General features: G+C 51.2%; 12 protein-coding genes. 7 read left to right on the top strand and 5 right to left on the bottom strand.

Features of this window, described 5'->3' with window-relative positions; translation table 11 throughout:
• Positions 1-10 precede the first annotated feature (10 nt).
• From AC4IE7_RS05580 to trpD, 3 genes are read left to right on the top strand one after another with little or no spacing between them, the layout of a single operon-like run.
• Complete coding sequence (locus AC4IE7_RS05580; protein ID WP_490775825.1) at positions 11-925, top strand: LysR substrate-binding domain-containing protein; 915 nt, start codon at positions 11-13, stop codon at positions 923-925.
• A gap of 43 nt (positions 926-968) precedes the next feature.
• The gene (locus AC4IE7_RS05575; RefSeq protein WP_490775824.1) at positions 969-2210 is read left to right on the top strand and encodes a hypothetical protein; all 1242 of its coding nucleotides are present in this window, start codon (positions 969-971) and stop codon (positions 2208-2210) included.
• Between the two features lie 32 nt (positions 2211-2242).
• Positions 2243-3298, top strand: coding sequence for an anthranilate phosphoribosyltransferase (gene trpD / locus AC4IE7_RS05570; protein ID WP_490775823.1), 1056 nt, complete (start codon positions 2243-2245; stop codon positions 3296-3298).
• A 342-nt stretch (positions 3299-3640) separates the two neighbouring features.
• Here the strand turns inward: trpD and AC4IE7_RS05565 are convergent, their stop codons facing one another.
• Both AC4IE7_RS05565 and AC4IE7_RS05560 read right to left on the bottom strand, forming a co-directional pair.
• On the bottom strand, positions 3641-4786 hold the full coding sequence (locus AC4IE7_RS05565) for a serine hydrolase domain-containing protein (RefSeq protein ID WP_490775822.1): 1146 nt from the start codon (positions 4784-4786) through the stop codon (positions 3641-3643).
• Between the two features lie 133 nt (positions 4787-4919).
• Entirely contained in the window at positions 4920-6185 is a 1266-nt protein-coding gene (locus AC4IE7_RS05560) for an AraC family transcriptional regulator (RefSeq protein WP_490775821.1), read from the bottom strand.
• Between the two features lie 392 nt (positions 6186-6577).
• Here AC4IE7_RS05560 and AC4IE7_RS05555 point away from each other — a divergent pair, with 392 nt between their 5' ends.
• Complete coding sequence (locus AC4IE7_RS05555) at positions 6578-7624, top strand: FAD:protein FMN transferase (protein WP_490775820.1); 1047 nt, start codon at positions 6578-6580, stop codon at positions 7622-7624.
• A 222-nt stretch (positions 7625-7846) separates the two neighbouring features.
• On the opposite strand, the gene bioA is transcribed toward AC4IE7_RS05555, so the two are convergent.
• The gene (gene bioA, locus AC4IE7_RS05550; RefSeq protein ID WP_490775819.1) at positions 7847-9142 is read right to left on the bottom strand and encodes an adenosylmethionine--8-amino-7-oxononanoate transaminase; all 1296 of its coding nucleotides are present in this window, start codon (positions 9140-9142) and stop codon (positions 7847-7849) included.
• A 484-nt stretch (positions 9143-9626) separates the two neighbouring features.
• Between bioA and AC4IE7_RS05545 the strand changes: the two genes are divergently transcribed.
• A complete protein-coding gene (locus AC4IE7_RS05545; protein ID WP_490775818.1) occupies positions 9627-9872 on the top strand; it encodes a CDGSH iron-sulfur domain-containing protein in 246 nt (81 codons plus the stop codon).
• A gap of 32 nt (positions 9873-9904) precedes the next feature.
• Here AC4IE7_RS05545 and AC4IE7_RS05540 read toward each other — a convergent pair whose 3' ends face one another.
• Both AC4IE7_RS05540 and AC4IE7_RS05535 read right to left on the bottom strand, forming a co-directional pair.
• On the bottom strand, positions 9905-11050 hold the full coding sequence (locus tag AC4IE7_RS05540) for a GGDEF domain-containing protein (protein ID WP_490775817.1): 1146 nt from the start codon (positions 11048-11050) through the stop codon (positions 9905-9907).
• A gap of 249 nt (positions 11051-11299) precedes the next feature.
• Positions 11300-12334, bottom strand: a complete 1035-nt coding sequence (locus tag AC4IE7_RS05535) for a thioredoxin family protein (protein WP_490775816.1) — start codon at positions 12332-12334, stop codon at positions 11300-11302.
• Between the two features lie 275 nt (positions 12335-12609).
• Here AC4IE7_RS05535 and AC4IE7_RS05530 point away from each other — a divergent pair, with 275 nt between their 5' ends.
• Positions 12610-13161, top strand: coding sequence for a hypothetical protein (locus AC4IE7_RS05530; protein ID WP_490775815.1), 552 nt, complete (start codon positions 12610-12612; stop codon positions 13159-13161).
• A gap of 429 nt (positions 13162-13590) precedes the next feature.
• Positions 13591-13746 (top strand): hypothetical protein, encoded by a 156-nt coding sequence (locus tag AC4IE7_RS05525; RefSeq protein ID WP_490775814.1) that lies wholly within the window; start codon positions 13591-13593, stop codon positions 13744-13746.
• Positions 13747-13757: the final 11 nt, after the last annotated feature.

Genomic DNA, 13757 nt, shown 5'->3' with positions numbered 1-13757 from the left:
GATAGTAATCATGAACCTGCGCGATCTGAAGTATCTCATTGCCGTTGCCGAAACAGAGCATTTTGGTCATGCCGCTGCACGCTGTTTCGTCAGTCAACCCACTCTCAGTGGCCAGATAAAGAAACTGGAAGAGGAGTTGGGTGTTACGATTTTTGAACGAACCAATCGATCTGTCTCTATAACCCCATTTGGGGTGGAGATCGTCAAGCACGCTAAACTGATCCTGGAGCAGGCTGATGTAATCCGCCAACTGGCTCAGGCCCAGCGGGATCCCATGGCTGGCGCTTTAAGGGTTGGTGCGATACCGACGGTCAGTCCCTACCTGGTACCCTTGATTCTGATGCCTTTGAAGTCTCTCTATCCACAGATGAGGCTGGTGTTGTCGGAAGAGATCACCGATATGCTGACTCAGCGACTACTGGATCATCAGATCGATGTGGCAATATTGGCGACACCGGTAAAGGAGCCGGAGCTTGAAGTCATGCCCCTGTTCGAAGAGCCCTTCTGGTTAGCGCATCCCAGGGATCATGAGCTGTATGACAAAGAGGATATCAGTCGCCGTGATTTGAGCCGTCTCGATCTGCTGTTGCTTGCGGATGGTCACTGTCTCACCAATCAGGTGATGGATGTCTGTCGTATCAAAGAGGGAACCATAGATGATGAGATGGCCGATCTTCGTGCCGCCAGTCTGGAGACCCTGTTGCAACTCGTAGGCGCTGGCTTTGGCTGCACCCTGGTACCCGCATTAGCAGTACGTGGTACCTGGACCACCGATTCCGGTATCATTGCGCGCAAGCTTTCTCTGAAAGATGCCTACAGGCGGGTTCAGTTTGTCTATCGCAAGACTTTTCCACGCAAGCAGGCTCTGCATGCATTGGCTGACGTGATCCGTGGCCAGCTGCCGAATACAGTCAAGGCGCTTTAGACAAATAGCCTGCCATTTTGGGCAGTAGAGCAGGAGAGTCACCATGAGCAATGCAACGCAAGAAGATACTCAAACCGTTTTTTCCGATCTGTTGCGAAATAGTGAGTTGGAAGGGCCTGTGTTGTTGCCTGGGGTTCATCCTATGCCCAACCTGCTCTCCCTCAGTGCCACCCAGGTTCTGGATGCATTTCGTGAGAGTCAGCTAAAAGACTTTACTGCCATAATCAGTGATCTTGATGCTTCCGGAAGCTCGTTGCACAAGGTTTTTGAAGGGCTACTGGCAATTGCTGAAAAAGACCCGAACAATCGCTTATCAGAACTCAATATCTTTCAGCCGGGAGCGATGCAGTCCCTGTTTATCGACCTGCATGATCATGTGATGTCTCATCCCGTGTGGCGCCATCCCTGTTTTATACGAATCTTCGAAGGGGATTTCGATCAGCAGCAACTGGCCTCTTTCGCCCTGAACTATTTCAACCAGGTAAAAAATACCAGGCAGTGTGTGGCCCTGGCTCAAGGGCGTTTTTCCGGGTTTATCGATCTGCCCTACGGTTGTCTCAACGAACGGGTTTCGGAGCTTGTACAGATCACCCTGGCACAGCTGCTTGCTGATGAATATGGTGTAGGCACCCATAGCATAGAGAGCTACCCTGATCTCGCCAGCCTGCTAGGTTCCACCACCCATATTGTCATGTATCGCAATCTGTTCGAAGGTCTGGGGATTCCTTTTGAGCAGCAGGATCTACCCATGCTGCCGGAAGTTGCTGACAATGTACTGACCCAACGCCTGTTGGCCGGGCACCCATCATTCAGCCTGCTTGAATCTCTCTCCTCTGTCGGTCTGGGTATGGAGTGGGGTGTGCCTGAATTCTTCAGTCTGCTATTGGGTGGAATGATCCGCTGGGCCTGGCGGGAGAATGTTACGTTGACCCAGCACCACCTCATCGTTTTTATTGCTCATGTGCAATACGATGTACTGCACGCCATATCCGTAATGCTGGCGACCAGTCTGCTGGGTCATGAAGAGGGATATGTGGATCAGGTTAAGCAGGCGACCAATATGCTCATGTCGAGCCGCTATAACATGATGAGTGGTCTCTATAGACATCTTTTTGATGAGCCCTGTGACAACATCGATCAGATTGACCTTGAGCCAAGGTATGCAATTACCGACCGTCGTATCGAGCAGGCTCTGCTGGTTGCCAGACAGGAGGCTACAGATGCACGGGTGGTTGATGCTCAGGCCTATAAGGAAAATCCCAATGTCCCCTTTGTATTTGCATGAGCTAAAGCCAATGAGTCACTTTGGAGTTATTGATGTATCAGTCCGATAGTAGGGCGGCAGAGCAATTTCGCAAACGCCTCATTGCCACAGCGAAAGGCTCTAAAGGTGCCAAGGATATGAGCCGGGAAGAGGCCCGGGATGCCTTGACCTTTCTGCTCTCATCCGAAGCCCATCCAGCGCAGATTGGAGCCTTTCTCACCGCCATGAGATTCAAGGGTGCCCGGGTTGAGGAGATGAAAGGTTTTCTGGATGCCATGGAGGCCCATGCCACCTTGATCTCACCCAAGGTTGACCGATTGCTGAACTGTAATGGGCCCTATGACGGTCGTAAGAATGCCTTGCATCTCAGCCTGGCTGCTGCACTGGTGACAGTTGCTGCCGGGGTGCCGGTGATCATGCACAGTAACAGTGATCTACCACCAAAGAATGGCGTAACCACTGCCAGTGTTTTGGAAGCGTTGGGAATCCCTGCCCACCTGGAGCCTCAGCAAGTCGCAAAATCGATCGAAGAGAGAGGTTTCGGTCATCTGCACGCCAGCCGCTATCTGCATGGTGTGGAGCGGCTGAAGCCTATTCGCCAGACCCTGTTCTACCGCTCCTTTCTGCATGCCTGTGAAGTTATGCTCAATCCTGCCGGGGCTGAGTTCTCCTTGATTGGTGCAGCTCACAAAAGTTTTCTGCAAAGGTTCGCCACTGCAGCAGGTGAGCGTGGCCAGCAGCGGGTATTGGCGGTACAGGGATTGGATGGCTGTGACGAACTTCCAATGAAGCCTGTAGCTGTAGCGGACTATCAACAGGGGGAGATGTCTGAATATGAGTTGGATCCTGCTGATTATGGTTTGACGTATCAGGATCATCATCCCTGCGCCGATGCAGAGACCACGGCTGTGTTGACAGAGGGGCTGCTACAGGGAGAGGAGAAGGATCAACTCAACCCGGTTCTCTACAACGCTGGAGTACGCCTCTATCTGTGCGGCAAGGTGGATGCAATTGCTGAAGGGATCGAGTTGGCGGAAAATGCCCTTGTTTCCGGGCGGGCAGCTCAGACCCTGCAAAGGTTGCGGGGTTGTCGAGTTGAAAAGGGGTAGCGGTTTTATACGCTATTAGTCGAGACAAGGATGAGGTCATGATGAATCGTAGGGTGCGGCCCTGCCGCACCATCAGGGTGAGAATTCTCTAAAAATCCCAGATGGTTTGTTCATTACCAGCAGCGTCTATACACCGACTCGTCAGGTGGCTTTGGTTTTAGTTGGGTGTGGTGCGGCAGGGCCGCACCCTACAGGTGAATTTATTTTGGGGAGTCAGCCGACTACTGTTTCATCCAGGCTACCTTGCTGTTCGATCCTGGCGATTATGTTGAGGCTAGGGCCATGATGAATCGTAGGGTGCGGCCCTGCCGCACCCTTCTACACAGATTTTAAAACAGCTCTTCAATCCTGCAGCTCTTCAAGCAGAGTGAAGATTTCCAACATCAGCTCTTGTGCGGCTACATCGTAGTTTTCGAAACTGCCACTGGCGCATAGGGTGATAACAGTCTCTTTCTCCTGGAAGTAGAGCATTTCTGCCTGGTAGCCAGGATCTTTACCGCTGTGGGTGTAGATCACCTCGTCAGTGTTGGCGATCGGTTTGATTGAGATCCCAAGGCCGTACTGAGATGGTGGGGTGCCGAGTAGCGAAGGTTGCAGCATCTCTGCACGCATGGCGTCGTCCAGTACATCGTTGCTGGTCAGCAGTCCCAAGATAAACTTGGCCAGATCTTCGGCCGTGGTTTGAATGCCACCATCGGCTAAGCCAAAATGGTTATACCAGAGGTAACTATCGTATTGCTCTCCCGCATCATTGAAATAGCCATGTACCATGCCGGGAATACCCTCCGCCTCATGGCCATGCAGGGTGTTAGTCAGCCCCAGGGGTTCGATGATCCGGTTACGTATCGCTGTATGCAGCGCTTCACCAGAGGCTGACTCAATGATGAGTGCCGCCAGGATGTAGTTTGAGTTGGAGTAGCTGTAGTTGGTGCCGGGTTCAAAATGGAGTGGCTTATCGAGAAAGAAGGGGAGTGCATCCTCCTGGCTCCACTCAAGATCAGGGCCTGAAAGAAGAAATGCGTTATCCCAATCCTCACTGTCATTCTGGAAATCGAAGATGCCTGTGGTGTGGTTGAGCAGCATACGGATTGTCATCAGGTCACTGGAGGGAATATGGCCTGTTACCGTTTCCGGCAGCCATTGAGTGATGCCATCATCCAGACTGAACAGACCATCAGATGCCATCTGCACTGCGGTTGCAGCGACAAAGGTTTTGCCTATGCTGGCAACATAAAAGCGGTTATCCACAGTAGTGGGTTCCTGACTATCCAGGTCTGTGACCCCGGCACTGCCTGAGAAGTCGATATTTCTGCCGACTACTCTAACTGAGACGCCTGGCAGGCCTTTGCTGACCGCTTCTTCCAGGGCATCCTGAAAGCGTTCGTTGGTGGCTTCCTTGGAACTGTTTGTTTGGCATCCAGATAGCAAGCTTATGCTAAGTAAAGCTGCGCTCATGGTTGCTGGCCAGAAATGTCTGCTTGTTTTCATCGGTTCTACTCCCGGTATTAAATTGTTTTCAAGGACAGCGGGTGCTGTTGCAGGGAATAGTGGCTTGAATGGGCGGGTTTATCGTCCTTCCGTGTAAGGTCGGACTTATTTTAAAGCTTTATATATCAGCTGGTTACTGATTGTTGCTTTGACTGGGTGCTGATTTTCGATATTGCGAGGGGGTTTGCCTCGTATGGCGTTTGAAAGCGGTATAAAAAGCCGATTTTGAATTGAATCCTGAATCGAGAGCGATGCTCAGTACATTGCCTTGGTCAGAGTGGGAGGTGAGGCTGCGTTTTGCCTCTTCGACCCGGTAACGGTTGATGAAATCAAAGAAGTTGTATCCCGACTGCTCATTGATTACCTGGGAGAGATAGTTGGCTGAAATACTCAATTGGGAGGCGAGTTGCGGCAGGGTGAGTTTACTGTCGAGATATGCTCTTTCCTGATCCATATGCTGTTGCAGTTCCTGGTAGAGCAGGGTACTGGTTTCATTGTCCAGAGCGGAACGCTTATATTTTTCAACCTCATCAGTTTGAACTGTCCGGCTCTTATCTGGCGTATCAGTTTCTGATTCAGGTGGTGGGGATGGGTCTGCCTTTATGGGATCAGTGAGGCTATTGGATTGAGCTGTTGATGGGGCCTGGGTGAAGATGGCTGGCTGTCGCAACCCCATATAGCCCATGCTGTAGATCACGAATACGATCAGCAGGAAGTGAATACCGACGACCTCTTCGGGAAATGAGAGTAATTCTGCGAGGAAGACATCTGCCAGATAGAACAGGTAGAGCGCAACCAGGGCAATCAGCAGATTCCTCAGCCAGGTCAGGTTGATATGCTCAATGTCTGAAAATTGATCCTGAATGACCCTTTGATGTCTGAAGACCCGTTTGATTGAAGCGACAAGGTAGATCGCCATCTGCAGGATCGAAAGCAACCCCACAGCAATAATCGCCAACTTCGCCCAGAGAATTATTGACTCCTCCTGTTGCTTGGATTCATCACCAAGCAGATGCAGAAGTTGTGGTTCATCAAGCAGGAACAGAGGGGTCAGAAGGGTGAAACCCAAAAGGAAGGGGAGAAAATGACGCCACTGCCTCAAGCCGAAGCGAAAGCCCTCTCTGGTGGTTAGTGCGCTGACATAGAGATAGGCCAGGGGGCCGAACAGAAAATCGATATTTGTGTCGATGATCAGCAATCGCGGGTACTCGTTTATATATCCGGATTGATGGAGAAAAGCGAGCCACAGATCGAGTGAGAAAAGCAGGGTAAGGATAGCCAACAGGCGATGAGCAACGGGCAGGCCACCCTTTGCATTGATCAATGCCAAAGCTAAAAACATGCCTTGGGCAGCGCCAAGCAGCATGATGGCAGAGTAGAGATCGATCTGAGGTTGCATGGGGCCCGGCAGTCATTGTGGAGAATCTAAACTACCAGTAAAGCAGGCTGTAAATCCATGCCAAAATCATCACCAGAGTCAATAGTCCTGCAATGTTAGCCAGCCATAACCAGAATTTCTCCATCTGACACCTCGTGTCTCACTGTTTTGAGTATTCTGCTAGGGAACTCCTTTAATGTCGTCTGATCCTATAAGTCCGGACAAGCTATTCGGTGAAGCGGAAAGTGATTTCAGACGGTATAGTAGCGCCTTCTTTTACAATCATCTCAAGTGCTTCAGTCGATCGCTGATTTTTGCCATAAGGTAAGGACATGATTAATCCATTGACGCCGCAAGTATTTGAGTCAAATCCAGGTTCAACTGTGGAATCTGGGATTATGAGAGGTTATTCGATGTTATGGATTACAAGGGCACTGCTTATAAGTCTGCTGGTGTCACTCCTCGGTTGCAGTAAAGGCCCACAGGATCATCGACAGACCCTGTTGGTATTTGGCACTCTGCTGGATATTCAGGCCTACACTGACCAGCCGGAGACCTTCAATAAAGCAGTCCAGAGCCTGGATGAGACCTTTCAGCAGATGCATCGTGAGTGGCATGCCTGGAAGGGGGAGGGAGAACTGGTTTGGCTGAATCGGGCGATCTCTCAGGGGCAGAGTCTTGAGGTCTCGCCTCAGTTGGCAATGCTCCTGGAACAGGCAAAGGAGTATGCATCAAAGAGTGATCAGTTGTTCAATCCCGCGATTGGTGAGCTGATCGCTTTATGGGGGTTTCACAGTGACCAGCCACCTGCTGGCCCACCACCTGCAAGCGACCGAATCAAAGCGATGTTGCAGAACAATCCCTCTATGCAGGATGTAACTTTCGAGGGAGAGCGAATCTCATCCACTAATCCCCATGTCGCCATGGATCTGGGGGCATTCGCCAAAGGCTATGCCCTGAATCTGGCCATCGATGAGCTAAAGCGGTTTGGTATCGGGAATGCGATCGTCAATGCGGGAGGTGATCTCTGCGTATCCGGTCAGCATGGAGATCGCCCTTGGATGATCGGCATTCGTCACCCGCTGGGTGAGGGAGTGATTGCTTCGGTTGGTGTTGCCCATGGTGAATGTGTATTGACCTCAGGTAACTATGAGCGATACCGGGAGTATGAAGGCATTCGCTATGCGCATATTATCGATCCACGCAGCGGTTATCCGGTGGCCCATGTCGCTTCTGCAACAGTGATCAGCCCCGAGGGGGGATTGGCAGATGCGGCTGCGACGGCATTGAGCGTCGCCGGCCCAGAAAACTGGGAGCGGATCGCCGCCCAGATGGGGCTCTCTGAGGTGATGCTGGTGGATGATGGTGGTGTTGTCTACCTGACTCCGGAGATGAATGCCCGAATCAAACTACAGCAGAAGGTGGATCAGATAGTGGTATCCGGCGTCGTGGTGAAATAGGTGGTAGAGGGCGTGTTGTGATATCGTTTGAGTGTGGTTTAGCTTGCTGGCTCGGGATTGGTGCGGCAGGGCCGGCACCCTACGGATGTGCTTTTAAGTCAGAGGCACGATGAAATCACACGCCGGGGTAGGGTGCGGCCCTGCCGCACCAAAAGCCATGATGAATCGTAGGGTGCCGGCCCTGCCGCACCAGGTCACCGGATATCAAACTGACTGCTTGAATTAGCCCCAAATAGGACAGTTTTCCACAACATCCACAACCGCTGAGGTGAGTTGCGTCAGATCTTCCTCGTTGATGATAAACGGCGGCATCAGATAGACCAGATTGCCGAAGGGTCGAACCCAGACACCGGCATCAACGAAGCACTCCTGGATAACTTTCATATCCACTGGCTTCTTCAGCTCTACTACCCCAATCGCACCCAACACCCGCACCTCCTCCACTTGAGGTAATTCCCTGCAGGGTGACAATCCCGCTTCAAGAGAGGCTTCAATTTTCTGGATACGCTCCTGCCAGGGTGAGTCGAGCAGTAGTTCGATGCTGGTCAGGGCAGTACGGCAGGCCAGTGGATTGCCCATAAAGGTCGGGCCATGCATAAATAATCCAGGGTCACCATGGCTGATGGTCTTGCTTACCTCCTCTGTAGTCAGCGTGGCAGCGAGGCTCATATAACCACCGGTCAGAGACTTACCCAGGCACATGATGTCAGGGGTGATGCCTGCATGTTCACAGGCAAAAAGCTTACCGGTACGGCCAAAGCCGGTGGCGATCTCATCGGCAATAAGCAGCACGCCGTACTGATCGCAGAGTCGACGCGCCTCCTGGAGGTACTCCACCGAGTAGAAGCGCATGCCCCCGGCCCCCTGAACAATGGGTTCAAGTACCAGAGCGGCAATTTCATTATGGTGTTGTTTAAGCTTTTCAGTCAGGTCTTTAGCGCCATCGCCTTTGCAGGGATGGCCGAAATAGCAGCTTGGCGCATCGGAAAAGTACTGTTTTGGCAGGATATCGGAGAAGAGGTTGTGCATCCCGGTGACCGGGTCGCATAGTGACATGGCGCCGAAAGTGTCGCCATGATAGCCCTTGCGTATGGTGAGAAAGTGCTGCTTTTCCGCTAGGCCCTTGTCGTGCCAGTATTGGATGGCCATCTTCATAGCGACTTCAACAGAGACTGATCCGGAGTCAGAGAAGAAGACTGTTTGCAGAGGACCTGGGGTGATCTCTACCAGCTTTTTTGCCAGATCAGCTGCAGGCTGATGGGTCAGACCACCAAACATGATGTGAGCCAGTTCACCTGCTTGTTCGGCTATCGCCTGGTTGATCTGCGGATGGTTATAACCGTGGATTGCGCACCACCAGGAGGACATACCGTCGATCAACTCTCTGCCATCGGCCAGTTTTATGCGCACACCGTCGGCAGAAACTACAGGATAGACCGGTAGATCTGCACCAATTGAACTATAGGGGTGCCATACATGTTGCTTGTCAAAGGTTATCCAATCGTCACTATCACTCATCGTAAAGCTGTTTGTTATTTCGGGATGCAGAGATTAACAGATAATTATCGAGGATGTTGTTGTGTTTTTTTGACCTGCTCGGAATGTTTTCTCCAGGGCGCTGTTGATTGTGCCGGGATCACTGTTCTGTTGTGGACTGATGTATGAAAAGCTAATATAAAATATTGAATATAAAAGAAAAATAAAAATATTGCGGGAGTCTGGGTATGAGGGCTAATTGAACGAAGTAATTGAGCCTTGCAGTTTGACGATAACCGGGGAATATCGCTCTGAACAGCAGTTCAGCTCAGATTCCGGGTTGGTGGGAATCACATTCTCACTGGTTATGCCGGCGGTTTTATTTCGATGGTTTATGTGGTACCAATGGCCACTTCTTCATAAGAATAGACCTCATTTCTCATCGGGATAAGGATTTTCCGGCCGATTGAAGACGTGGGTTTACATGGCACTCTTTGTGCTGGTCACAATAACAGAGGAGATAAAAATGGATAAACCTGTAGTAGCTGCTAAACAGCCAATCGATGTTGATCTGGTGGCGGGCAAAGAGTATTGGTGGTGTGCTTGCGGGCGTTCCGAAGAGCAGCCTTTTTGCGATGGTTCACATCGTGGCACAGGTATTGAGCCGCTTGGTTTCAAGGCTGAGAAAAGTGGTGAAGCTTGGCTGTGTCGCTGCAAACAGACTAAAACGCCCCCCTATTGTGATGGTAGCCACAAGCAGGTTGAGGATTAGCTGAAGTAGGCAGGGTTCCATCCTCTGATGGGCTAGGCGCCTCTTTTGTTGTGGATGACACCATCCTTGATTGGTGGTTCATCCTTTCCTTCAGGCACCTCATATTCAATTCTGTTTCTACCGTTTGCCTTTGCGACATAGAGTGCTTGGTCGGCGCTGGCCAGGAGGTGGCTGCCAAGCTCTTTATGGTGTGATTTTCCGAGCATGGGCAAGGTTTCACTGACACCGATAGAGACGCTTATCTGCAGGCTTGATCCATCCTCCAGGGCAATGGGCGTTGCGTTGACCTCAAGGCGAATACGTTCGGCCAGCATCAGTGCGTCAGAGAGACCGGTCTGAGGTAATAACAGTGCAAACTCCTCCCCACCATAGCGGGTGGCCACATCACTGGCACGCAGTTGAGAGCGGATACGATTTGCCAGTTCCCGTAAAACCAGGTCTCCAACAGGATGGCCATAGCTGTCGTTGATGCGCTTGAAATGGTCAGCATCGATGAACAGGCAGCTGAGAGGTTGACGGTAACGGCTGGCCCGGGCGAGTTCCTCTTCTAGTCTGCGGTCGAGGTAACGTCGATTGTGTAACTCTGTAAGAGGGTCGGTAAGACCGCTGATCAGCAGACGTTCCCGATTGATGACGTTCTCCAGACAGACACCGCAAATGGTGGCCAGACGAGCCAGGAAGTCAGTGGCATGCTGCCGTGTAAAACGGTCTACATCATAACTGCCGAGATTGATGCTTCCAACCAGGTGATTGCTGCAGATCAGTGGTAAAACGGCAATGCTGCGAAGATTGTTGTACTGGTCAAAAAGGTTGTTGTACTCAGGCGCAAGAAAGGGCCCGAGCCAAGGACTTTTCAGTCGTAGAAAACGTTGATTTATCATCCCCAGATCATCCACAAATCGAACATAGGGAAAGGCATCTGCCGGAATGCTGCTGTTGCTCAACAGATGGCGGATCTCATGGTCTGGATCGAGCATCAGAACCTGAATGCTGTCGACGTCAAATGAGTTGAGTAATCCTTCACTAATGCCGCTTAACAGTTCGGCCAGGCTTTCAGCGCTGAGAAGCTCCAGTTCACGCGCATAGAAGCGTCCCAGAGTCTCCTGGTTTTCCTGGGCCTTGCATGTCAGCTCCTTCAGGCGGAGGCGCAAGAGTCGGTTCTCTTCTTTTAGGTCCATTTCATTGTGTGACGGGTAGTTTCATCTTAGTGAGATAACTCGGATGGCCCCCGAAAACGTCGTTCATGATAAGAGACTACACAAGCTGCTCTATCGGCCGTACCATCGCGATCTTGAACCTTGATTCCGCAGTTGACCGCTGACATCTTACGTAAAGTGATGATATACCTCATCAATAACTGCAAACGACCTCTTGCCGGGCACGCCGGGATTTTCCACAAATCCATCTTCAACTGCGTGAATCCCGGCTCAGTCGCTGCTACCAACCCGCCAGCGTTGATAATCCGGTTGCTTGAGATAGCCGCGACTGGTGATGTAGTTGATAACGTTGCGCAACCGATAGAAACGAACCACTGAGTCGACACGAATAATCTCTTTGCCCTGCTCATCAAAAAACAGCAGTGAAGGTGTATAGAAGAGACCCAGATCTTTGGCCCATTGTCTGGCATCTGTTCTTCGGCCATCAGGAGTGATGACGGGAGTTTCCGAGCCTATGTCGAGCTGCACATTATCAAATGCACTGACCAGCTTGCGGATTGCCGGATCTTGAAGTGGCTGGCCATGTAGTACATCACAGGCATGGCAGTTACCCTGCTCGAAGAAGACCACAAGCGGGCGTTGACCGGGAAACCTGCTTCGATCCAGGTTGTGCGGTGGCGGGATGAAGAAATCCTCTTCATTGAGATCGCCCGGTTCAAATGCGGTACTGGCCTCTCCCCGAGCTAAATAGTCGGGGAAAGATTCGTTCTTAAAGTGTTGGTCGGCAACATACTCCAGTGCGGCGCGAAACTGATAGGGGGGGTAGTATCCCCGCAAGCGCAGCACCTCGTTCCCCTTGGGATCAATAAATATCAGTGACGGGGTGAAGTTGGTCTTCTCATCCAGGGCGTACTCCCGCTGGGTAAGGGTTTCTCCCTCAAGGGTGGTGATCTCCTCAGTGCTCCAGATATCGATTGGGATAATGTCGAAATGGCGTCGGGTATAGGTGGTGATGTCACTTAAGCCGAAATTGACTTGCAGAAGCATCTTGCAGTAGGCGCAACGTTTTTGACCAAAGTAGAGAATGATGCCCTGCTTGCCCTCATCTACTGCATCCTCGAGGTCAGCAGGCAGATCGAGAAAACTCTTTTTAAACCACTCTGGATACTGCAGTAACTCCTCCAGTGGGAAATCATCAAATGCAAAAACGTCATCTTCTGATTCGATGGCATAGGCATTTTGCTGCAGGGCAAAAAGCAAAATCAGCCACAGGCCTAGAGAAAGGGTTCTGATTCGGTTGGTCATAATATCGGCTCATGTTTGGAGCCCGGAGCATGTTTGTTTTATCCGCACCTGACTCCAACTCACGGTAGAACCGACAGGGTGCAGGCGCATTCATGTTTATTCTTGAGTACTCGATCAACCCGGCGACGAACGCTATTGCCAAAGCAAGTTCGAACTTACTCAGTGTTGTTTTGTCTTCAGCATAGCTGACTCGGGAGGAAAGCTGAATAGGTAATGGTATTCAGACTATGAATTGGCTATTGTTTTCTCAGAAACCTAGGAACGGAGAAATAAAGATGAAAAAAACCACGATGCTGATAACTGTTTTAGCTCTGACAGCACCCGTGTCAGCAATGGCGGAGGGTGACCCGGCCGCATACTGCAGCCAGGCAGCTAAGCTCTATCAGGAAAACGATATACAAGGTGCTGTGGAAGAGGCGAAATGGTGTCTGGAGTCGCTGGAGCAGATTCAGCAATCTCAAAAAGGTGACCGCTTTGCAAAACAGGTTGCCGGCTGGACGCGGGGTGAACTATCCAAGCAGAAGGCTATGGGTATGTCGATGATTGAGACTGAATACACTAAAGGCCAGAAATATATCAAAGTGAGCTATAACAGCGGTGTTGGGGGTATGGGCGCCATGTTCAGTCAGATGGGGCTGGCTGGTGGTGGCAAGAAGATACGCCTCGGCCGATACACTGGCCTGGTTTTGGAAGAGGGCAGAAACAATGAAATCATGATTGGTCTGAAAATGACCCAGGGGATGGTCAATCTTTCATCTGACACAGCGAGCCTGGATGAGTTGACCGCCTTTGCAAAGGCCTTTCCGGTGAAGGATATCGATCAATAGAAAATAGAGGCTATGGCCATGATGAATCGTAGGGTGCGGCCCTGCCGCACCATCAGGGGTTGAATGCTACAGAAATTCCAGAGAGTTCCCTAGATAGTCTCAGAGTCGGTAGGAGAGAACTCTCTGTTGCCCGGCTCGTCAGGTGGTTTTCGTTTTAGTTGGGCGTGGTGCGGCAGGGCCGCACCCTACAGGTGAATCTATTTTGGGGAGTCAGTTGGCTACTGTTTCATCCCTCTGGGCGAGTCACTTACCTTGTTTAGACCTCCAGCGTTAGAATGAATAGGGTAGCCCGTAGCCTGGATGAAGCGAAGCGGAATCCGGGAGAGCAGTGCACCAATCATCCCGGATTCCGTTTCACTTCATCCAGGCTACCTTGCTATGGCCATGATGAATCGTAGGGTGCGGCCCTGCCGCACCATCAGGGGTTGAATGCTACAGAAATTCCAGAGAGTTCCCTCGATAGTCGCAGAGTCGGTAGGAGAGAACTCTCTGTTACCCGGCTCGTCAGGTGGTTTTCGTTTAGTTGGGCGTGGTGCGGCAGGGCCGCACCCTACAGAGCAGATTTCCAGTAACCTGGTGATTTAACCATAGTCGTG

This window comes from Candidatus Thiodiazotropha sp. AKAK3, assembly GCF_058244645.1.
This window is presented reverse-complemented; position numbering and strand designations above follow the sequence as displayed.

Bases quoted from the DNA above. Each gene is read 5' to 3' on its own strand.
- AC4IE7_RS05580 (WP_490775825.1), top strand. From the start codon at position 11: ATGAACCTGCGCGATCTGAAGTATCTCATTGCCGTTGCCGAAACAGAG.
- bioA (WP_490775819.1), bottom strand. From the start codon at position 9,142: ATGAGTGATAGTGACGATTGGATAACCTTTGACAAGCAACATGTATGG.
- AC4IE7_RS05555 (WP_490775820.1), top strand. From the start codon at position 6,578: ATGTTATGGATTACAAGGGCACTGCTTATAAGTCTGCTGGTGTCACTC.
- AC4IE7_RS05560 (WP_490775821.1), bottom strand. From the start codon at position 6,185: ATGCAACCTCAGATCGATCTCTACTCTGCCATCATGCTGCTTGGCGCT.
- AC4IE7_RS05530 (WP_490775815.1), top strand. From the start codon at position 12,610: ATGAAAAAAACCACGATGCTGATAACTGTTTTAGCTCTGACAGCACCC.
- AC4IE7_RS05575 (WP_490775824.1), top strand. From the start codon at position 969: ATGAGCAATGCAACGCAAGAAGATACTCAAACCGTTTTTTCCGATCTG.
- trpD (WP_490775823.1), top strand. From the start codon at position 2,243: ATGTATCAGTCCGATAGTAGGGCGGCAGAGCAATTTCGCAAACGCCTC.
- AC4IE7_RS05535 (WP_490775816.1), bottom strand. From the start codon at position 12,334: ATGACCAACCGAATCAGAACCCTTTCTCTAGGCCTGTGGCTGATTTTG.
- AC4IE7_RS05540 (WP_490775817.1), bottom strand. From the start codon at position 11,050: ATGGACCTAAAAGAAGAGAACCGACTCTTGCGCCTCCGCCTGAAGGAG.
- AC4IE7_RS05545 (WP_490775818.1), top strand. From the start codon at position 9,627: ATGGATAAACCTGTAGTAGCTGCTAAACAGCCAATCGATGTTGATCTG.
- AC4IE7_RS05565 (WP_490775822.1), bottom strand. From the start codon at position 4,786: ATGAAAACAAGCAGACATTTCTGGCCAGCAACCATGAGCGCAGCTTTA.
- AC4IE7_RS05525 (WP_490775814.1), top strand. From the start codon at position 13,591: ATGCTACAGAAATTCCAGAGAGTTCCCTCGATAGTCGCAGAGTCGGTA.